The organism is Azotobacter bryophylli, assembly GCF_042643485.1.
GTDB classification, from domain to species: Bacteria; Pseudomonadota; Gammaproteobacteria; order Pseudomonadales; family Pseudomonadaceae; genus Azotobacter; species Azotobacter bryophylli.
This window is the reverse complement of the sequence record NZ_JBHRSJ010000016.1, coordinates 97,129-120,086: the sequence shown is the minus strand read 5'-3', so window position 1 is coordinate 120,086 and position 22,958 is coordinate 97,129. Positions and strand designations below refer to the sequence as shown.

Here is a 22,958-nt window from a genome sequence, read left to right as displayed (position 1 = left end):
ACCCGATGACCACGCTGCTGATCTCCGATCTGCACCTGGAAGAGGAACGCCCGGAAATCACCCGGGCGTTTCTGCTTTTCCTGCAGGAGCGCGCTCGCAAGGCCGAAGCACTCTACATACTCGGCGATCTCTTCGAGTCCTGGATCGGCGACGACGCCATGAGCCGCTTCCACCATTCCATCGCCAAGGCGCTGCGCGAACTGGCCGAGCACGGAACCCACATATTTCTGATGCATGGGAATCGCGACTTCCTGATCGGCAAGCGCTTCTGTGATGAGGCAGGCTGCAGGCTGCTGGTCGATGCCAGCGTCGTCGAACTCGGAGGCGAACGGGTCCTGCTGACGCATGGCGACAGACTCTGCACCGGCGACGAGGCCTACATGCGCCTGCGTCGCTGGCTGCGCAATCCGCTATCGCTATGGATACTGCACCATCTACCACTGACCACTCGGCGCCGGCTGGCTCGACGACTGCGCAAGGAAAGCCGCGTGCATACACTGCGAAAGCCCGTCGAAATCACCGATGTGACTCCAGAGGAGGTGCCGCCGCTAATGGCCAGGCATGGCGTGCAGATAATGGTTCACGGGCACACGCACCGTCCGGCGGTGCATGAATTCCAGCTCAACGGACGCCAGGCCCGCCGCATCGTACTGGGCGACTGGGACAGCCAGGCCTGGGTACTACAGGTCGACCGACAGGGCTTCCGTCTGGAGCCCGTGGCTATCTAGTCCGCCTCGATCAGACGGGACAGCCGCTATGGAAGCGGAATTCCCTGTCCGGACTGCTGACCAATTCGGCCTCGAGAGCACGCACCCGATCCACCGCCGCGTCGACGTCAGCCCTTTCGCCATAGGTATAGGCAAGTTTCAGATAATCCTGGAAGTGACGGGACTCCGACTTGAGCAGCCCCCCGTAGAAGGTGCCAAGCTCCTCGTCCAGATGCGGCGCCAATGCCGCGAAACGCTCGCAGGATCGGCATTCGATGAAAGCACCTATCACCAGGGTGTCTGTCAACCTGTAAGGCTCCTGTGCCCTGACCAGCTCGCGCAGACTACTGGCATAGCGAGAGGCCGAAACGCTCACCAGCGCGATGTTCCGCTTCTTGAGGATGCGCAGAACCTGCTCCATGTGCACCAGCTCCTCGCGGGCGAGGCGGCTCATCTTGTTGACCAGATCCAGCTTGGTGGCGTGTTTGCCCATGAGATGAAAGGCTGTCGCGGCGGCCTTCCACTCGCAGTTCTTGTGATCGATGAGCAATACCTGTTGCTGCTTCAAGGCCGCCTCGATCCAGCTCTGGGGCGTTGCGCAAGCAAGAAAATCCAGCATCTCCTGCATCAGCTAGCCCCCCCTCAGAGCCGAGGCGCGGGCCGGAGCCCCGGTATCGCCAGGGCAGGAATTGGGCAACGGAAACTCGTTTTGACTGGATCGAGGCATGGATTGAAAGTCGGGAGCCGAAAACGGGGCGCATTATACATACGCACGTCAACCAGTCTTGCTTGATGGGCATCAACGGGCCGCAACCGTTGGCATCTATAGTTGGGCAATATCACCCCTTGTAGAGCTCACGACCATGCAAGCCATCGACAACATCCTGATTGTGATCGATCCCGAACAGCCGGAAATGCTGGCACTCCAACGCGGCCGCCTGATCGCAAGCCCGGATCGGCCCGATGCCCTCAAGCCGAAGCTTCATTTACTGGTCTGCGACGAGAAGGACGATCATTCCCCGCTCCTCGATCAACTTCGGTCCTGCCTCTCCGAGGACGGATTCGTCATCAGCACACAGCAGGCGTGGCACAAGAACCTGCATCAGACCATAACCATTGCCCAGCAGGCATCAGGCTGCGATCTGGTCATCAAACAGCACCGAGCCGACAACCCGCTGAAAAAGGCTCTGCTCACGCCGGAGGACTGGAAGCTGCTGCGTTGCTGCTCTGCACCGCTTCTGATGGTCAAAACCGATAAGCCCTGGAAGGGCGGCAAAATTCTCGCCGCTGTCGACATCGGCAATGCCGAGCGCCAGCACGACACCCTGCACGGAAGCATCCTGCAGTATGGCTCAGCCTTAGCCGAGCTGACCCATGGCGAGCTGCACGTTCTCTACGCCCAACCCTCGCCGCTGGTCTCGGCCGCTGACCCGGGCTTTCAGCCCGAGCAAGAAATCCAAACACACCATCGGAAAGATCAGCAGGACTTCCAGGCACGATACGGCATTACCGACGAGCGGCTGCATGTCGTGGAAGGCGCTGCGGACATCCTGATCCCGCAGCTCGCGGGCGACCTGCATGCCGTGGTGACGGTGATCGGGACCATCGCCCGCACCGGACTATCGGGAGCCTTGATCGGGAATACCGCCGAGATCGTGCTGGACGCCCTAGAAAGCGACGTACTGGTGATCAAACCTGAGCGAGTCATCGAAGAACTGGAGGAGATGATCGCCCATTTCTGAGCCCCCACCCCTGCCCCGGACTCCTTCAGTTGCGGTTCTCCATCCCCTCGTGCAGAAACCGCGGAGCCATGTAGCGCTCGTAGTGGGCCTCGGACAGCAGGAAGAACTCCCGATCGATGGCATCGCGCAGAGCGGGAAGATCCCAATCGCGAAACTCGGGCAATAGGGCGATACCATAAGCACCCAGTTGATTGATGGCCCGAGCCCCGCGCGCGATCAGATGGTAAGCCCAGCAATAGACCGACTGCTCGGCGACGAAGCGGATCTGGCGCAGCTCCAGTTGCTGACGTAGCTTCGCCGCATCGAACACCTCCAGCTTGGCCTGCACCACCTGCACCAGCAGGCTCTCGAGGCGCCGCCAGACCGCCCGCTTCTCCTCGTCGTCGTAGCGGTTCCAGTTCACCACCTCGTGGTGAAAGCGCTTACAGCCCCGGCAGACCAGATCGCCATAGACCGTTGAACAAAGACCGACGCAAGGCGTCTTGACGCGCTGAATGGACATGGTGAAGAACAGCTGTAACGGAAATGCGGGGCGGCATCTTAGCCCTTTGTCTAAGGGCGGTCATCCCGCCATGAACGGTGCGTAGCTTAACTTTGCCACTGCTTTCCATTAGACTCTCAGGGCCTTTTTAGGCGTCACTATCCGGTCGAAGCTGTTTTCAAAGCGTCACGAGCACAGTCGCAACAGCATATCCGAGCGGGACGGAATCCGGCGCTAGCATCCCGGCACATGGTGCCAGCGCCCCTCGCCCTCGGCGTAAAACTTTGAAAACAGCTTCTTGAGGGGGATCGCCGTAGTCATGGCCGTGCTGCCCATAAAGCGGTAGGGCGCATGTGCTCGGCGATTCCCAGGATGAGTGTCCTGGAACTGCCAGGACCATGATGAGGGTAAAACTGTGCTTGAAGCCTATCGCAAACACGTACAAGAGCGTGCCGCTCTGGGTGTCGTACCCCAGCCGCTGAACGCCGAACAAACCGCGGGCCTGGTCGAGTTGCTGAAAAACCCGCCGGCCGGCGAAGCAGATTTCCTCGTTGACCTGATCACCAACCGCGTCCCCGCCGGCGTGGATGAGGCCGCCTACGTCAAGGCAGGCTTCCTCACCGCCATCGTCAAGGGCGAAACCTCTTCCCCGCTGATCAGCAAGCAGCGCGCCGTCGAACTGCTCGGTACCATGCAGGGTGGCTACAACATCTCCACCCTGGTCGAGCTGCTGGACAACGCCGAACTGGCCAACGCCGCGGCCGAGCAACTCAAGCACACCCTGCTGATGTTCGATGCCTTCCACGACGTCTCCGAGCGCGCCAAGAAGGGCAACGCTGCCGCCAAGGCCGTGCTGCAATCCTGGGCTGACGGCGAGTGGTTCCTGGCCAAGCCGGCCGTACCGGAAAAAGTCACCCTGACCGTGTTCAAGGTCCCGGGCGAAACCAACACCGACGACCTGTCCCCCGCTCCGGACGCCTGGTCGCGCCCCGACATCCCGCTGCACGCCCTGGCCATGCTGAAGATGGCCCGCGACGGCATCGAGCCGGTACAGCCGGGTTCCGTCGGCCCGCTGAAGCAGATCGAAGCCGCCAAGGCCAAGGGCTTCCCGGTTGCCTACGTCGGTGACGTGGTCGGTACCGGTTCCTCCCGTAAGTCCGCTACCAACTCTGTGCTGTGGTTCTTCGGCGACGACATCCCCTACGTCCCGAACAAGCGCGCCGGTGGCTTCTGCTTCGGCACCAAGATCGCCCCGATCTTCTACAACACCATGGAAGACGCCGGCGCTCTGCCGATCGAATTCGATTGCACCAACCTGGCCATGGGAGACGTCATCGACGTATACCCGGTCAAGGGCGAAGTGCGCCGCCATGGCAGCGACGAGCTGGTCACCACCTTCCAGCTGAAGACCGACGTGCTGCTGGACGAAGTCCGCGCCGGCGGCCGTATTCCACTGATCATCGGCCGAGGTCTGACCGAGAAGGCCCGTGCCGAACTGGGCCTGGCTCCGTCCACCCTCTTCAAGAAGCCGGAAGCTCCGGCCGACAGCGGCAAGGGCTACACCCTGGCTCAGAAGATGGTTGGCCGCGCCTGCGGTCTGCCGGAAGGCAAGGGCGTGCGCCCGGGCACCTACTGCGAGCCGAAGATGACCACCGTCGGCTCCCAGGACACCACCGGCCCGATGACCCGCGACGAGCTGAAAGACCTGGCTTGCCTGGGCTTCTCCGCCGACCTGGTGATGCAGTCCTTCTGCCACACCGCGGCCTATCCGAAGCCGATCGATGTCAAGACCCACCACACCCTGCCGGACTTCATCATGTCCCGCGGCGGCGTATCCCTGCGTCCGGGCGACGGCATCATCCACAGCTGGCTGAACCGCATGCTGCTGCCGGATACCGTGGGTACCGGTGGCGACTCGCACACCCGCTTCCCGATCGGCATCTCCTTCCCGGCCGGTTCGGGCCTGGTGGCTTTCGCCGCCGCCACCGGCGTAATGCCGCTGGACATGCCGGAATCCGTGCTGGTGCGTTTCAAGGGCAAACTGCAGCCCGGCATCACCCTGCGTGACCTGGTGCATGCGATCCCCTACTACGCCATCCAGCAGGGCCTGCTGACCGTCGAGAAGAAGGGCAAGAAGAACATTTTCTCCGGCCGCATCCTCGAGATCGAAGGCCTCACCGGCCTGACCGTCGAACAAGCCTTCGAGCTGTCCGACGCCTCTGCCGAGCGTTCTGCTGCCGGTTGCACCATCAAGCTGCCGGAAGAGGCCATCGCCGAGTACCTGAAGTCCAACATCACCCTGCTGCGCTGGATGATCGGCGAAGGCTACGGCGATGCCCGCACCCTGGAACGTCGTGCCCAGGCGATGGAAGCCTGGTTGGCCAAACCGCAACTGCTGGAAGCCGACAAGGATGCCGAATACGCCGCCGTGATCGAGATCGATCTGGCCGACGTGAAAGAGCCGGTGCTGTGCGCCCCGAACGATCCGGACGACGCCCGTCTGCTGTCCACCGTTGCAGGCCAGAAGATCGACGAAGTGTTCATCGGTTCCTGCATGACCAACATCGGTCACTTCCGCGCTGCCGGTAAGCTGCTCGACAAGGTCAAGGGCGGCATCCCGACCCGCCTGTGGCTGGCCCCGCCGACCAAGATGGACGCTCACCAGCTGACCGAAGAAGGCTACTACGGCATCTACGGCCGCGCTGGCGCCCGCATGGAAATGCCGGGCTGCTCGCTGTGCATGGGTAACCAGGCTCGCGTACAGACCGGTTCCACCGTGGTCTCCACCTCGACCCGTAACTTCCCGAACCGTCTGGGTGACGCTACCAACGTGTTCCTGGCTTCGGCCGAGCTGGCATCCGTCGCTTCGATCCTCGGCAAGCTGCCGACCGTCGAGGAATACATGCAGTACGCGAAGGACATCGACAGCATGTCTGCCGATATCTACCGCTACCTGAGCTTCGACCAGATCGCCGAGTTCCGCGAAGCCGCGGCCAACGCCAAGATCCCGGTCGCTCAAGCCTAAGAGCGATAGGTAACGAAGAAGCCCCGCCTCGGCGGGGCTTCTTCTTTTCGGCTACCGGATGGAGGGCAAGAGCCTGGCATGTCGATTGCTTCTACCCTCTCATCACGGGGATAGCCCAACGGCGGGCCTCCCTTTCTCGACAATGGCGTCGCATTCGACACTGCTTCCGGCAGCCGTCGTGCGGCGCCTTTTTCATTCAAGGCTGGATGAAGACCATGACCGATCAAGCCAAGTCCAGAGCCGATGTCCGAGCCTGGGTGGACGGAAGCGACGCCCCGGAAAAGCCGTCGATCAACGTGGGGTTCATGCCGCTGACCGATGCGGCATCCCTGATCGTTGCCGCGACCCAGGGCTTCGCCGAGCCCTATGGGCTGACACTCAACCTGAAACGACAGGTTTCCTGGTCCGGCATGCGCGACAGGCTCCTTAGCGGCGAACTGGATGCCGGCCAGGCCCTGTACGGACTGATCTACAGCATGCAGCTCGGTATCGGCGGCACCCAGGCGACCGATATGGCGGTCCTGATGGGACTGAATCAGAATGGTCAGAGCATCAGTCTCTCGACCGGACTGAGAGAAACTGGCGTGGACAGCGGCGAGGCATTGGCGTCACGGGCGCACCGGAATGATGCAAAACTCCTCCTAGCCCAGACCTTCCCCACCGGTACCCACGCTCTCTGGCTCTATTACTGGCTGGCCAGCCTGGGCATTCATCCCCTGGACGACGTCAGAACCCTGGTCGTGCCACCACCGCAGATGGTCGAACATCTGCGTGCCGGGGGCATCGACGGCTTCTGTGCCGGCGAGCCCTGGGGCGCCTTCGCCATCGACCAGGGTGTGGGCTTCACCGTCGCGACCAGCCAGTCGATCTGGCCCGATCATCCGGAAAAGGTGCTGGGCTGTACCCGCGACTTCGTCGAGCAATATCCCAACACGGCTCGGGCGCTGATCATGGCGGTATTGGAGGCCAGCCGCTTCATCGACGCCAGCGAGGAGAACAAGGCCAGCACCGCCCGTCTGATCAGCGCCCGCGACTACGTGGCCGCCCCTCCCCGTGTGATCGAGCCGCGCTTCCTCGGTCGATACGAGGACGGCAACGGACACGCCTGGACGGATGCCCATGCCCTGCGCTTTCATGCCGACGGAGAGGTCAACCAGCCCTATCTTTCCGATGGGCTCTGGTTCATGACCCAGTTTCGGCGCTGGGGCCTGCTGCGCGAAGATCCGGACTATCTGGCCGTCGCCGAGCGCGTACAACGACTCGAAACGTACCGCCAAGCCGCCGATGCCCTGGGCATTCCACTGCCCGCTTCGCCCATGCGCCGCTCGACCCTGCTGGACGGCAAGTGCTGGGACGGCTCCGATCCCGCCGGCTACGCCCGCAGCTTCGCACTGCACGCCCTGAGCGACGCCACCGAGTCAGAGCCTCGAAAGGATGGGAATTCATCATGCTGCGCATCCTCCTGATTGACGATACGGCAAAGAAGGTCGGCCGCCTGAGGGCCGCGCTGAGCCAGGCGGGATTCGAAGTGGTCGACGAGTCCGGCCTGACCATCGACCTGCCGGCCCGGATCGAGGCCGTGCGACCGGATGTGGTGCTGATCGATACCGACTCGCCCGGACGCGACGTGATGGAGCAAGTGGTGCTGGTCAGCCGCGACCGCCCGAGACCGATCGTGATGTTCACCGACGAGCACGATCCGGCGGCGATGCGCCAGGCGATCAGGGCCGGGGTCAGCGCCTACATCGTCGAGGGCATCCAGGCCGCCCGTCTGCAGCCGATCCTCGACGTCGCCATGGCACGCTTCGAGAGCGATCAGGCCCTGCGCGCCGAACTGCAGGCCAGGGAAGCGCAGCTGGCCGAGCGCAAGCGCATAGAACTGGCCAAGGGGCTGCTGATGAAGATGAAAGGCTGCAACGAGGAGGAGGCCTATACCCTCATGAGACGCCAGGCCATGAGCCGCCAGCAGAAGCTGATCCAGGTGGCCGAGCAGATCATCGCGATGCACGACATGCTGGGCGGCTAGCTGCGCTACCCTGCCGGCTTGCGGCCCCGCCGTGCCTGGCGTATTTTGGCGCCTGGCCAGGATAGTGGCCAACGTCGCTCGGACGGTTCCGGGCGCTTACGTCTCTCGAGGAAATCATGGCCGAACACGGCAAGCGCCGCTTTGCGCGCATCGATCGTCTGCCCCCCTACGTTTTCAACATCACCGCCGAGCTGAAGATGGCCGCCCGCCGCCGGGGCGAGGACATCGTCGACTTCAGCATGGGCAACCCCGACGGCGCCACGCCGCCGCACATCGTCGAGAAACTCGTCCAGGTCGCCCAGCGCGAGGACACCCACGGCTACTCCACCTCGCGCGGCATCCCGCGCCTGCGCCGCGCCATCTCGCGCTGGTACCAGGAGCACTACGCCGTGGACATCGCCCCGGACAGCGAAGCCATCGTCACCATCGGCTCCAAGGAGGGGCTGGCGCACCTGATGCTCGCCACTCTCGACCACGGCGACACCGTGCTGGTGCCCAACCCCAGCTACCCGATCCACATCTACGGCGCGGTGATCGCCGGCGCCCAAGTGCGCTCGGTGCCGCTGGTACCGGGCGTGGACTTCTTCGCCGAACTGGAGCGGGCGATCCGCGAGGCGATTCCCAAGCCGAAGATGATGATCCTCGGCTTCCCCTCCAATCCCACGGCGCAATGCGTGGAGCTGGATTTCTTCGAACGGGTGGTGGCGCTGGCCAGACAGTACGGCATCCTGGTCGTGCACGACCTGGCCTACGCCGACATCGTCTTCGACGGCTGGAAGGCCCCGTCGATCATGCAGGTGCCGGGCGCCAAGGACGTGGCGGTGGAGTTCTTCACCCTGTCGAAGAGCTACAACATGGCCGGCTGGCGCATCGGCTTCATGGTCGGCAATGAAGAACTGGTGAACGCCCTGGCGCGGATCAAGAGCTACCACGACTACGGCACCTTCACGCCGCTGCAGGTGGCGGCCATCGCCGCCCTGGAAGGCGACCAGCAGTGCGTGCGCGACATCGCCGAGCAGTACCGCCAGCGCCGCGATCTGCTGGTGCGGGGTCTGCGCGAGATCGGCTGGATGGTGGAGAAGCCCAAGGCGTCGATGTACATCTGGGCGAAGATTCCCGAGCCCTATGCTCACCTCGGCTCGCTGGAGTTCTCCAAGAAACTGCTGATGGATGCCAAGGTCTGCGTTTCGCCCGGCATCGGCTTCGGCGATTACGGCGACGACCATGTGCGCTTCGCCCTGATCGAGAACCTCGACCGCACCCGCCAGGCCATCCGCGGCATCAAGGCCATGTTCCGGGCCGACGGCCTGCTGCCGGCCGGCGCAGAGAAGCCCGGCAAGGAGCCGATCACCGGCTAGCCTCGTCCACGGCGAGGAAACAGGAGGCGGGGCCCCCCCCCCCGCTTCATCCCTCCCGGAACAACCGCTCCACGTCCTCCGACCGGCACAACCCGGTACCCGGCTGCATGATGGTCGCCGAACCGGCAGCCAGTCCGTAACGCACCGCTGCCTGCAGATCTGCTCCAGCGGCCAGCGCCCTCACCATGGCACCGACCATGCTGTCCCCGGCGCCCACGGTGCTTCGGACCGGCACATCGAAGGCCGCGAGGTGTTCGACGCCCGCCCGGGTCGCCAGCATCGCCCCCTTGGCGCCGCGGGAAAGCACGATGATTTCGGCGACGCCCTGCTCGATCAGCGAGCGCAGGGCAGCTTCCTGATCGCTTTCGCTGTCCATCGGACGGCCCATCAGGGTGGCTAGTTCGTGCTGGCTCGGCTTGAGCAGGTAGATGCCGCCCTGCGCCGCCGCGTAGCGCAGGGCCTCGCCGGAACAGTCGAGCACCAGACGCGCGCCGAGTCGCCGGGCCAGCGCAGCGAACCGGTCGAAGAACGCCGGCTCGACACCGGGAGGAAAACTGCCGCTGAGCACCAGGAAGGCGGGGGGCGGGTCGATCCGGGCCAGGGTCTCCAGACAGAGAGCCTGTTCCGCCTCGGATAGCGCGGGGCCGGGCAGGATGAAGCGGTACTGCAGGCCGCTGTCCCCTTCGTCCACCGTGAAGCTCTCGCGGGTATCCCCGGCGATCGGCACCGGTCTCTGCGGCAGCCCCAACCGCTCCAGCATCTGTCGCAGCATGTCGCCGAGCGGACCGCCGGCAGGATATACCGCCACGGCATCGCCACCCAGGATGCGAACCACCCGTGCCACGTTGATGCCGCCGCCCCCGGGATCGTAGTGCGGCAGGCTGCAACGCAGCTTGCTGGTCGGCTCGACGCGCGCGGTGCTGGTGGAGAGATCCACCGCGGGGTTGAGGGTCAGGGTGGCGATGCAAGGCATGGGGATGTTTCCGCTGGGTTTGCAAATGAAGGCGCAGCGCATTGCCCTGCCTCCGCCCGCCTGCTGGAGCGAAGGCCATCGGGCCGGCCGGCCAAGGCGATGCTCCGACCAGACCGCCGGTCACGGGCGAGTCCGGCGGCCTCCTTGGAGTGCACTGAGTATATCGTTTCCGCCAGCAGCCAAGAGCACCGCCGCCAACCCATCAATCAGGAACGCATGGAGCCAGGCGAGTCCTGGCTAATCCCACCGTGCCCCATGCTCGCGCCTTCAGCCGGCGCCCGCCCCCTTTTGCTTCACCGAACCACCCGGATCGCCTCCGAAAGCGGGAGAACGGCGCTTTTCACCTCCTGGCGCGTCTCTTGCTAAATGATCGGCACAGGGCAGCCAACGGCGGTTGCCTGTCGAACGACAAAGGCGTCGCACCACCTCGCTCCGGCGAGTCGTGTTGCGGCGCCTTTCGCGTTTCAGAAGCCCCAGCGTTCGGGGCAGGAAGAGAGGCCACCGGCCTGATTACTGCAATTCCGTTCGGCCTCGCCCCAGGCGATGGACCGCGGGAGCCCCACCCCTTCGCCGATGAGGTGTCTGATGAATACGAGTTTCTGGAAAGCCGGCCATGCGCCGACGCTGTTCGCAGCCTTTCTCTATTTCGACCTGAGCTTCATGGTCTGGTACGTGCTCGGCCCGCTGGGCGTGCAGATCTCGGCCGATCTCGGGCTGAGCACCCAGCAGCGGGCCATGATGGTCGCCACCCCCATCCTGTCCGGAGCGCTGCTGCGGCTGGTTCTCGGCATGCTGGCCGACCACACCTCGCCGAAAACCACCGGCCTGCTCGGCCAGTTGATCGTCATCGCCGCGCTAGCCGCCGCCTGGAAACTGGGCATCCATAGCTACGAGGAAGCCCTATTGCTCGGTCTGGCCCTCGGCTTCGCTGGCGCCTCCTTCGCCGTCGCGCTGCCGCTGGCATCGCAATGGTATCCGCCGCAGCACCAGGGGAAAGCCATGGGGATCGCCGGCGCCGGCAACTCCGGAACCGTGCTAGCGGCCCTCTTCGCCCCCGGCCTGGCGGCGGCGTTCGGCTGGAGCAACGTGTTCGGGCTCGCCCTGATCCCGCTGTCGCTGACCCTGGTCATCTTCGCCAGCGTGGCGAGGAACGCGCCGGAGCGTCCGCAACCCAAGGCCCTGGGCGATTACCTGAAGGCCCTGTCCGCGCCCGACAGCTGGTGGTTCATGCTGTTCTACAGCGTCACCTTCGGCGGCTTCCTCGGTCTGGCCAGCACCCTGCCCGGTTACTTCCACGACCAGTACGCCTTCGATCCGGTCCTAGCCGGCTACTACACGGCCGCCTGCGTATTCGCCGGCAGCATGCTGCGCCCGCTCGGCGGCGCACTGGCCGATCGCATAGGCGGCATCCGCGCCCTGCTGACCATGTACACCCTGGCCGCCATTTGCCTGGCCATCCTCGGCTTCAACCTGCCCAGCGCGACGGCCGCCCTGGGCCTGTTCGTGGCGGCCATGCTCAGCCTCGGGGCCGGCAATGGCGCGGTGTTCCAGCTGGTCCCCCAGCGCTTTCGCAAGGAGATCGGCGTCATGACCGGCCTGGTGGGCATGGCCGGCGGAATCGGCGGCTTCGCCCTCACCGCCGGCCTGGGCGTCATCAAGCAATCAACCGGCGACTACCAGCTCGGCCTGTGGCTGTTCGCCGGGCTGGCCGTCATCGCCTGGTTCGGCCTGCACAGCGTCAAGGAACGCTGGCGCAACACCTGGGGCTCGGCTGCGGTATCCGCCGCACGGGTATGAGTGACGGGAGCAACCCCAGAAGCACCGAATCCGTGCGCAGCGCCTTAAAGCTGTGCACGCGATGGGATCAGAGACCCTCGCCACCCTCGCAAATACCCGCGAACCGGGTAGCAAGCAAGTTGGCACAGCTCCTGCTTGATCCATGGGACAGATGACATAGGTACGGCCCTCAACGTGGAGGGGCGTACTTCCCGATAGAACGGGAACAGGACAAAGGCGTCCTCGCCGGGCAACCGGCGGGACGCCTTTTTTGTTTTTCCGCTTTCCGTGACGGAGAAGAACCGTGAAAAGACTCAAACTGGTGATGATCGGCAACGGCATGGCCGGAGTACGCACCCTGGAGGAGCTGCTCAAGCTCACCACCGATCTCTACGACATCACGGTGTTCGGCGCCGAACCGCACCCGAACTACAACCGCATCCTGCTCTCCCCGGTGCTCGCCGGCGAGCAGACCTTTGCCGACATAGTGCTCAACGACTTGGACTGGTATGCGCAGAACGGCATCCGCCTGTTGCTCAACCGCAAGGTGGTCGAGATCGACCGGGTGAGGCGCCGGGTGGTCGCCGACGACGGCAGCGAAGCGGAATACGATCGCCTGATCATCGCCACCGGCTCCAACCCCTTCATCCTGCCGATCCCCGGCAACCACTTGAAGGGCGTGATCGGCTACCGCGATATCGCCGACACCGAGACGATGATGGAGACCGCCAGAACCCATCGCCATGCGGTGGTCGTAGGCGGCGGCCTGCTCGGCCTGGAGGCGGCCAACGGCCTCCGGCTGCGCGGCATGGAGGTCACCGTGGTGCATCTCGGCGGCTGGCTGCTCGAACGTCAGCTGGACCAGACCGCCGGCAGGCTGCTGCAAGCCGCCCTGGAGGCACGCGGCATCCGCTTCCGCCTGAACACCCAGACCGCCGCCCTGCGGGACGATGGCCAGGGCCGGGTATGCGCAGCGGAGTTCAGGGACGGCGAAGTGGTCCCGGCCGACCTGGTGGTGATGGCCGCTGGGATCCGCCCCAACACCGAGCTGGCGGAAAGGGCCGGCCTCGCCTGCCACCGCGGCATCCTGGTCGACGACACCCTGCAGACCTTCGATCCGCGGATCTATGCGGTCGGCGAGTGTGCCAGCCACCGCGGCATCGCCTACGGTCTGGTCGCGCCGCTCTACGAACAGGCCAAGGTCTGCGCCAATCACCTGGCCATGCTCGGCTTCGCCCGTTACGAGGGATCGGTGACGTCGACCAAGCTCAAGGTGACCGGTATCGACCTTTTCTCGGCCGGTGATTTCATGGGCGAGGAAGGCACCGAGTGCATCACCCTCTCCGACCCCATCGGCGGCATCTACAAGAAACTGGTGATCAAGGACGACGTCCTGGTCGGCGCCTGTCTTTATGGCGATACCGCCGACGGCGGCTGGTACTTCCGCCAGATTCGCGAGCGGCACAACGTCGCCGAGATCCGCGACCACCTGATGTTCGGCGAAAGCTCGATCGGCGATGCCGGCCATCAGGGGCAGAACAAGGCCGCGAGCATGTCGGACGACATGGAGGTGTGCGGCTGCAACGGCGTATGCAAGGGCACCATCGTCAAGGCCATCCAGGAACAGGGGCTGTTCAGCGTCGACGAGATCAAGAAGCACACCAAGGCCGCCAGCTCCTGCGGCTCCTGCGCCGGCCTGGTCGAGCAGATCCTGATCAACACCGTCGGCGGTGCGGCAGACGTCAAGCCGAAGAGCGAAAAGGCCGTCTGCGGCTGCAGCGATCTCACCCACGGCCAGATCCGCAAGGCGATCCGCGAGCACCATTTGACCGGCATCCGGGATGCCATGGCCTTCATGGAATGGCGCACCCCCGATGGCTGCACGACCTGTCGTCCGGCCTTGAATTACTACCTGATCTCCACCTGGCCCGGGGAAGCCAAGGACGACCCGCAGTCGCGCCTGATCAACGAGCGCGCCCACGCCAACATCCAGAAGGACGGCACCTACTCGGTGGTCCCGCGGATGTGGGGAGGCGTGACCAGCCCGGCCGAGCTGCGCCGCATCGCCGACGTGGCGGACAAGTACCGGATCCCGATGGTCAAGGTCACCGGCGGCCAGCGCATCGACCTGCTCGGGGTGAAGAAGGAAGACCTGCCGGGGGTCTGGAAGGATCTCGACATGCCCTCCGGCCACGCCTACGGCAAGTCCATCCGCACGGTGAAGACCTGCGTCGGCAGCGAGTTCTGCCGCTTCGGCACGCAGAACTCGACGCAGATGGGCATCGATCTGGAGCACGCGCTGTTCGGCATGTGGTCGCCGCACAAGGTCAAGCTGGCGGTGTCCGGTTGCCCGCGCAACTGTGCCGAGTCGGGGATCAAGGACGTCGGCATCATCGGCGTGGATTCCGGCTGGGAGATCTACGTCGGCGGCAACGGCGGGATCAAGACCGAAGCCGGCGAGTTCTTCGTCAAGGTCCGCAGCGCCGAGGAGGTGATGGAATACAGCCTGGCCTTCCTCCAGCTCTACCGCGAGGAAGCCTTCTACCTAGAGCGTACCGTGCACTACCTGCACCGCGTCGGCATGGAGCACGTCAAACGGGCGGTGCTCGAAGACGCCGAACGGCGCAAGGCCCTGCATCAGCGCCTGCTGTTCGCCCTGACTTTCGAGCAGGACCCGTGGCAGCAGCAGATCGAGACCCTGGCGCTGAAGAAGGAATTCGAGCGCATTCCGGTCAAGGAACTGGAAACCGTTTGAGCCGTGCCCTGCTCCTCCCACCGGTCTGGCGGGGGGAGCGAGCCGGAATCGCCCTAACCTCTGGAGAGATTTTATGAGCTGGCTGGATATCTGCGCCCTAGAAGAGATCAACGTGCTCGGCGCGCGCATCGTCGCGGGACCGAATGGCGACATCGCGCTGTTCAGAACGTCTGCGGATGAAGTGTTCGCCCTCGACGACCGCTGCCCGCACAAGGGCGGCCCGCTGTCCCAGGGCCTGATCCACGGCAAGCGTGTGGCATGCCCGCTGCACAACTGGCAGATCGACCTGGAGAGCGGCGAGGCGCTGGCCCCGGACGTCGGCTGCACGCACAAGTACCCCGTGAAGGTCGAGGGCGGCCGCGTGCTGCTGGCCCTGAAGACCCTCGAGGACTGCGCCTGAACGTAGGGTGGCAATGGCCACCCCGTGGAAAACGCCACAGGCTTTTCCACCAGCACCACCTCCGAATCGGTGGACAAGCAGAACGTTGTCCACCCTGCGACCCAGAACTATACGGAGCGACAGCCATGACCCGCGCGACCGAGACCACCGCCTCCACCTGCTGCTACTGCGGCGTCGGCTGCGGCGTGCTGATCGAGCACGACGGCGCGACCATCCACGGCGTCGCCGGCGACCCGAACCACCCGGCCAACTACGGCCGCCTATGCAGCAAGGGCTCGACCCTGCACCTGACCGGCGACCTGGCCGCCCGCGCCCTGTATCCCGAGCTGCGCCTCGGCAAGGCTCTGGCGCGCGCCCGCACCGACTGGGATAGCGCCCTCGACCACGCCGCTGCAGTGTTCGCCGAAACCATCCGCGAGCACGGCCCGGATAGCGTGGCCTTCTACATCTCCGGCCAGTTGCTCACCGAGGACTACTACGCCTTCAATAAGCTGGCCCGCGCCCTGGTGGGCACCAACAACATCGACAGCAACTCGCGGCTGTGCATGTCCTCGGCGGTGGTCGGCTACAAGCGCAGCCTCGGAGCCGACGCACCGCCCTGCTCCTACGAAGACATCGAGCAGAGCGACTGCCTGCTGATCGCCGGCAGCAATATGGCCTACGCCCATCCGGTGCTGTTCCGCCGCCTGGAAGCGGCCAAAGCGCAGCGCCCGGAAATTAAGATCATCGTCGTCGACCCGCGGCGTATCGACACCTGCGAGCTGGCTGATCTGCACCTGGCGATCCTCCCCGGCACCGACGTGGCGCTGTGCCACGGCATCCTGCACATCCTGCTCTGGGAGGGCTGGATCGACCGCGCCTTCATCGACACGCACACCGAGGGCTTCGACGCGCTGAAGGCGCTGGTGCGCGACTACACTCCGGCGGCGGTGGCGGACATCTGCGGCATCTCCGTTGAAAACCTGCAGAGCTGCGCCGAACTGATCGGCAAGGCGCCGTCCTTTTTGTCGCTGTGGTGCATGGGCCTCAACCAGTCGAGCAGCGGCAGCGCCAAGAACAGCGCGCTGATCAACCTGCACCTGGCCACCGGGCAGATCGGCAAGGTCGGCGCCGGGCCCTTCTCGCTGACCGGCCAGCCCAACGCCATGGGCGGGCGCGAGACCGGCAGCCTGGCCAACCTGCTGCCCGGCCACCGCGAGGCCGGCAACGCCGAGCACCGCGCCGAGGTCGCCGCCTACTGGGGCGTCGACGCCCTGCCGGAAGCGCCCGGCCTGAGCGCCGTCGAGCTGTTCGAGGCGGTGCGGACCGGCAAGGTCAAGGCGCTGTGGATCGCCTGCACCAACCCGGCGCAGTCGATGCCCGACCAGAGCAAGATCCACGAGGCGCTGGCCACCTGCCCGTTCGTGGTGGTGCAGGAGGCCTACGCCACCACCGAGACCTGCCGCTACGCCGACCTGCTGCTGCCCGCCGCCGGCTGGGGCGAGAAGGAAGGCTCGGTGACCAACTCCGAGCGGCGCGTCAGCCACGTACGCCGCGCCGTGCCGGCGCCGGCCGAGGCGCGCGCCGACTGGGCGATCGTCTGCGACTTCGCCCGCCGCCTGGAACAACACCTGCGCCCCGGCCGGTCGAGCCTGTTCGCCTTCGCCAGCCCGGCCGCGCTGTTCGACGAGTACAAGGTGCTGACCGCCGGCCGCGACCTGGACCTGTCCGGCCTCAGCCATGCGCTGCTCGACGACCTCGGCCCGCAGCAATGGCCGTTCCCGGCCGGTGCCAGCGCCGGCACGCCGCGCCTGTACGGCGACGGCGTGTTCCCCACCGCCAGCGGCCGCGCCCGTTTCGTCGCCGATGCCTACCGCGCTCCGCAGGAGAAGCGCGAGGCACGCTACCCACTGACCCTCAACACCGGCCGCCTGCGCGACCAGTGGCACGGCATGAGCCGCACCGGCACCGTCGCCCGGCTGTTCGGCCACGTCGAGGAGGCCATGCTCAGCCTGCACCCGGACGAGCTGCGACGCCGCCGTCTGGCCAGCGGCGAGCTGGTCAGGCTGCGCAGCCGGCGCGGCGCGCTGATCCTCCCGGTGCAGGCCGACGAGAGCGTGCGCCCCGGCCAGGCCTTCCTGCCGATGCACTGGGGCGACCGCTTCCTCAAGGGCTTGGGCACCAACGTGCTGACCCTGCCGGCCTGCGACCCGCTATCGAAGCAGCCGGAACTCAAGCACGCCGGCGCCGAGGTGGAGAAGGTCGAGCTGCCCTGGCAGCTGTTCGCCCTGGTCGAGGGCGAGGTCCAGCAGCGCTTCGCCGAACTGCGCCCGCTGCTGGAGGAGTTCGCCTACGCCAGCCTGACCCTCACCGGCCGCGAGCGCCCGGCGCTGCTGGTCAAGGCCGCCAGCCCCGTACCGCCGGACGCCGCACTGCTGGCGCGCATCGATGCCCTGCTCAACCTCGACGCCGGCCCGGTGCTGGCCTACGACGACCCTCGGCGCACCGTCGGCAAACGGGTGCGCATCGAGGACGGGCGCATCCGGGCGATCCGCCTGACCGGCGAAACCGCTGCACGCGACTGGCTGAAGGCGCTGTGGGAGGAAGGCCGCGCCGACGCCGAACTGCGCCGCTGGCTGCTCGCCCCGCTGAGCACCCCACCGGGCGGCGCCGCCGCCAAGGGCAGGACGGTGTGCAGCTGCATGAACGTCGGCGAGGCGGCAATCCGCGCCGGCATCGAGCGCGGCCTCGACCTCGACGGCCTCAAGCAGGAACTCAAATGTGGCACCAGCTGCGGCTCCTGCGTGCCGGAAATCAAGCGCCTGCTGGCCACAGTCCCGGCCTGACGTGGACCGTAGGGTGGGTTAGACCGCAGGTCGTAACCCACCGACCGGCCGCGAGGTCGGCAATTGCGATGCCTGGCGGCATCGTTGGTGGGCTACGCCGCAAGCGGCTAACCCACCCTACACAAATCGACGAATGCCATCCGGCGCTAACAGCGCCGGCAAGCGACACACGAGAGGTGGTGAAAGATGAGCGCAAAAGTCTGGCTGATCGGCGCCGGCCCCGGCGATCCGGAGCTGCTGACCCTCAAGGCGGTGCGCGCCCTCGGCGAGGCCGAGGTGGTGCTGATCGACGATCTGGTCAACCCCGCGGTGCTCGAACACTGCCCGCAGGCCCGGGTGATCGGCGTCGGCAAGCGCGGCGGCTGCCGCTCCACGCCGCAGGAGTTCATCCACCGCCTGATGCTGCGCTACGCCCGCCAGGGCAAGTGCGTGGCGCGCCTGAAGGGCGGCGACCCGTGCATCTTCGGCCGCGGCAGCGAGGAAGCCGACTGGCTGGCCGCGCACGGCGTGGCCAGCGAGATCGTCAACGGCATCACTGCCGGACTGGCCGGCGCCACCGCCTGCGGTATCCCACTGACCCTGCGCGGCTTGGCGCGCGGAGTCACCCTGGTCACGGCGCACACCCAGGACGACAGCAGCCCGGACTGGGCGGCCCTGGCCCGCAGTGGCACCACTCTGGTGGTGTACATGGGCGTCGCCAAGCTGGCGGAAATCCAGGAAGGCCTATTGACTGGCGGGATGGCTACGAGCACCCCGGTGGCGATGATCGAGAACGCTTCGCTACCCTGGCAGCGCGAGTGCCGCAGTATCCTCGGAAACATGCCGCAGGATGCTGACACCTTTCAGCTGAGAAGTCCGGCGATCCTGGTGATCGGTCAAGTCGTGGCCGCCGCGGAGCAGAGAGATGCTCCCCTGGCGCTAACTGCCTGAAATATAGGCGGTACCGAACATAAATCTCATGCGTGAATTTTGGCAACCGGAATCGAGCGCGAACAAAAAAGCCCACATCCTGCGATGTGGGCTTTGGAGATCAACCGTTTGATTGCGTATCACGAGGTAGTGAGTACGCCTGGTGATCTGCACAACATTGCCAGTTACTTGGCCTGGGCTTCCACTTCGGCCTCGACGCGCCGGTTGATGGCCCGTCCGGACTCAGTGGAGTTGTCAGCGATCGGGCGGGTTTCGCCGTAACCGACCGAATCTACGCGATTGCCTTCCACGCCATATTGATTAACCAGCACCTCACGAACTGCCTTGGCACGGCGCTCGGACAACTTCTTGTTGTAGGCCTCGGTACCGACCGAGTCGGTATGACCTTCAACGGTAGTGGTAGTCTGCGGGTACTGCTTCATGAAGTCGGCCAGGTTCCTGATATCACCGTAGCTTTCTTCTTTAACGACGGCCTTGTCGAAGTCGAATTTCACGTCCAGCTCGACACGAACAACTTCGGCAACGGCAGTACAACCCTCGGCATCAACAGTGACGTTTGCGGGTGTATCCGGGCACTTGTCGATGTTGTCGCAAACGCCATCATTGTCGGCATCGGCGCATACTTCGGCGACTGGCTCTTCAGCCGGTTTTTCCTTCTTGGTAGTGCCACCGAAATTCAAACCTACACCGACGCCAGCCATCCATTCGCCATAGCCATCATCGATGTTATACATACCATCGACACCGGCCTTGGTGTAGAAGTTGTTGGTGACGTAGTACTTCAGACCGCCGCCAATTTGAGCGAAGGTGCTATGGTTGCGGCCGTGCTGACCCTGACCAATATTCTGGTAAGCGAAGCCTGCAGACACATAGGGACGCAGGTGCACACCGGCATCACGGAAGTGATAGATAGCGTCGAGGGAAGAATAATTGCCCTTGATGTTCCGGTGTTCGCCGTTAGGCAGCGGGTCCTCGCTGGAAACGTCGGAGTAGACACCGAAGCCCAGAGCCACCTCGACCGCATCGGTCAGAAAATAGCCGATGGAGCCGCCATAGAGCTCTGCGTCATCATGTTCGAAACTGCGAGAGCTCGAATCAGCAAAATAATGTTTTGCGAAAGCTTCCACCTCAACTGCGCCTTGGCCCTGGGCCAGCGCGCTGAATGAAGAGGCGGCAACCAACGAGCCAATAACTACGCCTAAGGTGTTTTTTAGTTTCATTCGTATTTCCCCATCGTGATGTAGTAGCGTCTAGACGTTTCGCGAGAGAGTGTCGAAAAACATAAACGAGAACGCTTAGCGTAAGAGGCTAGCCGCCTGCTTAAGTTTCGGCAAGCCCGGAGAACTTGTCCCGCAAGCGATCCAATGCACGCTTATAGCGCATCTTGGTGGCACTCAATCCCATATGCATGATGTCGGCGATCTCTTGGAACTCCAACTCAGCAACGAATCTCAAGATGAGAATCTCGCGATCAATTGGATTGACATGAACCAGCCAGCGGTCCAATCCGCCCCTCTCTTCTAGTTTCGGGGCCTTATCATCCGAAGCCTCTTCCAAAGGATCAAGACTCAATGCGTCCATCAATCGACGCTTTCGCCGTTCCTTGCGATATTGTGTGATGCATTCGTTGTAAGTGATGCTATATAGCCAAGTCTTGAATTTTGATTTTCCCTCAAAGTTCTTGAGTCCATAAAGGACTTTTAGCATCACTTCCTGACAGACATCGTCAGCATCCCGTTCATTACCCAGATATCTGGCACAAACATTGAACAACGTACGCTGATAGCGACGCATCAACTCTTCATATGCACGCGTTATATGAAACAGCTCAGCATGCGCCCGCTCGACAAGCTCCTCATCGGAGAGAGCCGCGGGGTCATAACGCGATGGAAGAGATTGAGCTTTGTTCAAGAGGAGTAAGGCCAGCAATCAGGTCATGGCCGCCAAAGCCCGGACCTCAGGTTAAAATGGCGGCATAGATTACCAGATCAGCGGATTAACGGCTGCTTACTCGTTGCTCCAGCAAGGTACGGTTGGACAGCGAAACGAGTTCGCCTTGGTCAGTCAGAAGCGTCGTCTTCACCGTGCCGATTTCCTCTATCTGCCCCTCGATATTGCCGACCTTGATCTCCTCGCCGACCTGATACAACTCCCGGACATAGATCCCGGCGATAATCTGCCCAGCGATTTCCCGGCTACCAAGGCCCAGCGCCAGCGCCAGCGCCAAGGCTACCCCAATGGAAATCAACACGATCGCGATAACGGTATTGAGCAGGTCGGTCTTGACCTCCAGCTGCCCGATCGCTACCGAGATGCCGATAATGATCACCAAGCCCTGGACCATGCGTCCCAGACCACCGGCGTAATCGAGTCCGACCCCCTCGGCAGCCGTACGCACGAGTCCGCCGAGCAACTGAGCGAGCAGCATCCCGACAATCAGTACCAATGCTGCTCCAAAGACCTTGGGCAGGTAGAGAGCCAGTACATCTAGGGTCGCAGACACCCGCTCCAGACCGAGGGACTCGGCAGCGGAAACGAAGAAGACGAGCAGTGCGAACCAGTAGATGATCTTGCCGATGAGAGTAGATACCGGGACCCTGATACCGGCACGCCCCAACAGCTTGGTCAACCCGGTTCCAGCCATCAGTCGATCGAGGCCCAACTTCGCCAGAAGCTTGGAGAGGAGCGTATCGAGCAGCTTGGCCACAACAAAACCGAGCAGCACGAGCACCAATGCGACGAACAAGTTGGGAATGAAGTTGGCAACCTTTGTCCAAAGCGCCGTCATCGCAGTGACCAGGCTATGAGTCCAGGGGTCGAGTTCCATTTCAGTCAGCCTTGTCTTCATGTGAATGGGGAGAAGAGGTGCGGCGGGAAACCGGCGTGACATGACCCGCCCCATTATTCAGCCCGATCAGCAATGCCTCGAACCAGTGGCCCATGAGGCTGAATAGGGCCCCGACACCCACCTGGCGGTTGGCAGTCTTGAGGACACGTTCAAGCGCTTCGCCATCATCTCGCGATGAGACCGAAGATTTGAGCAGGTCGCGAAGGGACTCTTCAAACGGATCGTGCATGCGCACCTCTCTGGAATCTATGCGCTAGACGAGGGCGCCTGCCAAAAAGTCACATCCGAACTACCGCCTGGCTTGCGGAACCCACCGGAGGATAGAGAGAGTAGATAGCATGAGAAGAGCTGGAAGATCTTGGGGCAGGATGGCTGCCGGCTGGAAAAGCAGGTAGCCATCCCGAACAGTGAAACTCGACCTTGCATCGAGAATCATGGCATGTCGGATATTTATTCCGGCATCTTCAGCGGCTGGGGAGAAACGATGATGCCGTTGTTGTCGGCATAAACAAACTCGCCCGGCCGGAAGGTGACGCCACCGAAAGTCACGGGCACGTTCAGATCGCCGATACCACGCTTGTCAGTCTTCATGGGATGGCTGGAGAGCGCCTGCACTCCCAGGTCGGTCTGCGCGATGACATCTACGTCGCGGATGCAGCCGTACACGACGATGCCTTCCCAACCGTTTCGGGCTGCCTTTTCTGCCAGCATATCCCCCAGCAGGGCCCTGCGCAGCGAGCCGCCCCCATCAACGACCAAGACCTTGCCCTGACCGTTCTTCTCGACTTGATCCTTGACCAGAGAGTTGTCCTCGAAACATTTGATGGTGACAATCTCGCCTCCGAAGGAGTCGCGACCGCCAAAATTATTGAACATAGGCTCGACAACCTGCACGAGGTCCGGATAGGCATCGCACAGATCGGGGGTTACATATTGCATGAGATGGCTCCTTGGGGTTGAGTGAGGGGTAGGAAATCATCGGCTTCGCAGCGAACCTGAAGTTCACGTGGACGCCCATGGCCCTTTCATGAATTAACTTCGATAGGGGTAGCTCGGATAGCATGGCATTCGCACCCCAGCTGATTCGATGTCGCAACAGGCCTAACGTTTCT

At 63.7% G+C, this 22,958-nt stretch carries 19 protein-coding genes; 11 read left to right on the top strand and 8 right to left on the bottom strand.

The features are described 5' to 3' along the window. Positions 1 to 5: 5 nt before the first annotated feature. Positions 6 to 728 carry a UDP-2,3-diacylglucosamine diphosphatase gene (gene lpxH, locus ACFOJE_RS09100; RefSeq protein WP_377814002.1) on the top strand — a complete coding sequence of 241 codons (723 nt, stop codon included), beginning with the start codon at positions 6 to 8 and terminating at the stop codon, positions 726 to 728. Positions 729 to 738: 10 nt separating this feature from the next. Here the strand turns inward: lpxH and miaE are convergent, their stop codons facing one another. Further along, positions 739 to 1,335 (bottom strand): tRNA-(ms[2]io[6]A)-hydroxylase, encoded by a 597-nt coding sequence (miaE, locus tag ACFOJE_RS09095; protein WP_377814001.1) that lies wholly within the window; start codon positions 1,333 to 1,335, stop codon positions 739 to 741. A 235-nt stretch (positions 1,336 to 1,570) separates the two neighbouring features. On the opposite strand from miaE, the gene ACFOJE_RS09090 reads away from it, so the two are divergent. Next, positions 1,571 to 2,449, top strand: a complete 879-nt coding sequence (locus tag ACFOJE_RS09090; protein WP_377814000.1) for a universal stress protein — start codon at positions 1,571 to 1,573, stop codon at positions 2,447 to 2,449. Positions 2,450 to 2,474: 25 nt separating this feature from the next. On the opposite strand, the gene ACFOJE_RS09085 is transcribed toward ACFOJE_RS09090, so the two are convergent. Continuing rightward, positions 2,475 to 2,951 carry a DUF1289 domain-containing protein gene (locus ACFOJE_RS09085; RefSeq protein ID WP_377813999.1) on the bottom strand — a complete coding sequence of 159 codons (477 nt, stop codon included), beginning with the start codon at positions 2,949 to 2,951 and terminating at the stop codon, positions 2,475 to 2,477. Positions 2,952 to 3,345: 394 nt separating this feature from the next. Here ACFOJE_RS09085 and acnB point away from each other — a divergent pair, with 394 nt between their 5' ends. From acnB to alaC, 4 genes are all read left to right on the top strand, one after another. Further along, positions 3,346 to 5,955: a bifunctional aconitate hydratase 2/2-methylisocitrate dehydratase gene (gene acnB, locus ACFOJE_RS09080; RefSeq protein ID WP_377813998.1), complete on the top strand. Its 2,610-nt coding sequence runs from the start codon at positions 3,346 to 3,348 to the stop codon at positions 5,953 to 5,955. A 215-nt stretch (positions 5,956 to 6,170) separates the two neighbouring features. After that, on the top strand, positions 6,171 to 7,421 hold the full coding sequence (locus ACFOJE_RS09075) for a CmpA/NrtA family ABC transporter substrate-binding protein (RefSeq protein WP_377813997.1): 1,251 nt from the start codon (positions 6,171 to 6,173) through the stop codon (positions 7,419 to 7,421). Continuing rightward, complete coding sequence (locus tag ACFOJE_RS09070; protein ID WP_377813996.1) at positions 7,403 to 7,981, top strand: ANTAR domain-containing response regulator; 579 nt, start codon at positions 7,403 to 7,405, stop codon at positions 7,979 to 7,981. Before ACFOJE_RS09075 ends, ACFOJE_RS09070 begins: the two co-directional genes overlap by 19 nt. A 116-nt stretch (positions 7,982 to 8,097) precedes the next feature. Continuing rightward, positions 8,098 to 9,339 (top strand): alanine transaminase, encoded by a 1,242-nt coding sequence (gene alaC / locus ACFOJE_RS09065; RefSeq protein ID WP_377813995.1) that lies wholly within the window; start codon positions 8,098 to 8,100, stop codon positions 9,337 to 9,339. 46 nt (positions 9,340 to 9,385) lie between these two features. Here the strand turns inward: alaC and ACFOJE_RS09060 are convergent, their stop codons facing one another. Next, positions 9,386 to 10,312, bottom strand: a complete 927-nt coding sequence (locus ACFOJE_RS09060) for a 1-phosphofructokinase family hexose kinase (protein ID WP_377813994.1) — start codon at positions 10,310 to 10,312, stop codon at positions 9,386 to 9,388. Between the two features lie 585 nt (positions 10,313 to 10,897). On the opposite strand from ACFOJE_RS09060, the gene ACFOJE_RS09055 reads away from it, so the two are divergent. From ACFOJE_RS09055 to cobA, 5 genes are all read left to right on the top strand, one after another. Further along, a complete protein-coding gene (locus ACFOJE_RS09055) occupies positions 10,898 to 12,109 on the top strand; it encodes a NarK family nitrate/nitrite MFS transporter (RefSeq protein WP_377813993.1) in 1,212 nt (403 codons plus the stop codon). 283 nt (positions 12,110 to 12,392) lie between these two features. After that, on the top strand, positions 12,393 to 14,843 hold the full coding sequence (nirB, locus tag ACFOJE_RS09050; RefSeq protein ID WP_377813992.1) for a nitrite reductase large subunit NirB: 2,451 nt from the start codon (positions 12,393 to 12,395) through the stop codon (positions 14,841 to 14,843). 73 nt (positions 14,844 to 14,916) lie between these two features. Next, positions 14,917 to 15,243: a nitrite reductase small subunit NirD gene (gene nirD, locus ACFOJE_RS09045; protein ID WP_377813991.1), complete on the top strand. Its 327-nt coding sequence runs from the start codon at positions 14,917 to 14,919 to the stop codon at positions 15,241 to 15,243. A 125-nt stretch (positions 15,244 to 15,368) separates the two neighbouring features. Then, on the top strand, positions 15,369 to 18,068 hold the full coding sequence (locus tag ACFOJE_RS09040) for a nitrate reductase (RefSeq protein WP_377813990.1): 2,700 nt from the start codon (positions 15,369 to 15,371) through the stop codon (positions 18,066 to 18,068). Positions 18,069 to 18,254: 186 nt separating this feature from the next. After that, positions 18,255 to 18,998 carry a uroporphyrinogen-III C-methyltransferase gene (gene cobA / locus ACFOJE_RS09035; RefSeq protein ID WP_377813989.1) on the top strand — a complete coding sequence of 248 codons (744 nt, stop codon included), beginning with the start codon at positions 18,255 to 18,257 and terminating at the stop codon, positions 18,996 to 18,998. Between the two features lie 164 nt (positions 18,999 to 19,162). Here the strand turns inward: cobA and ACFOJE_RS09030 are convergent, their stop codons facing one another. The 5 genes from ACFOJE_RS09030 to rraA form a co-directional block, all read right to left on the bottom strand. Continuing rightward, on the bottom strand, positions 19,163 to 20,218 hold the full coding sequence (locus ACFOJE_RS09030) for an OmpA family protein (RefSeq protein ID WP_377813988.1): 1,056 nt from the start codon (positions 20,216 to 20,218) through the stop codon (positions 19,163 to 19,165). A 100-nt stretch (positions 20,219 to 20,318) separates the two neighbouring features. Further along, a complete protein-coding gene (gene sigX / locus ACFOJE_RS09025; protein WP_377813987.1) occupies positions 20,319 to 20,909 on the bottom strand; it encodes an RNA polymerase sigma factor SigX in 591 nt (196 codons plus the stop codon). 85 nt (positions 20,910 to 20,994) lie between these two features. Further along, positions 20,995 to 21,825: a mechanosensitive ion channel family protein gene (locus ACFOJE_RS09020; RefSeq protein WP_377813986.1), complete on the bottom strand. Its 831-nt coding sequence runs from the start codon at positions 21,823 to 21,825 to the stop codon at positions 20,995 to 20,997. 1 nt (position 21,826) lies between these two features. Continuing rightward, complete coding sequence (locus ACFOJE_RS09015) at positions 21,827 to 22,075, bottom strand: CrfX protein (RefSeq protein WP_377813985.1); 249 nt, start codon at positions 22,073 to 22,075, stop codon at positions 21,827 to 21,829. 221 nt (positions 22,076 to 22,296) lie between these two features. Beyond that, positions 22,297 to 22,785: a ribonuclease E activity regulator RraA gene (gene rraA, locus ACFOJE_RS09010; RefSeq protein ID WP_377813984.1), complete on the bottom strand. Its 489-nt coding sequence runs from the start codon at positions 22,783 to 22,785 to the stop codon at positions 22,297 to 22,299. Positions 22,786 to 22,958 lie beyond the last annotated feature (173 nt).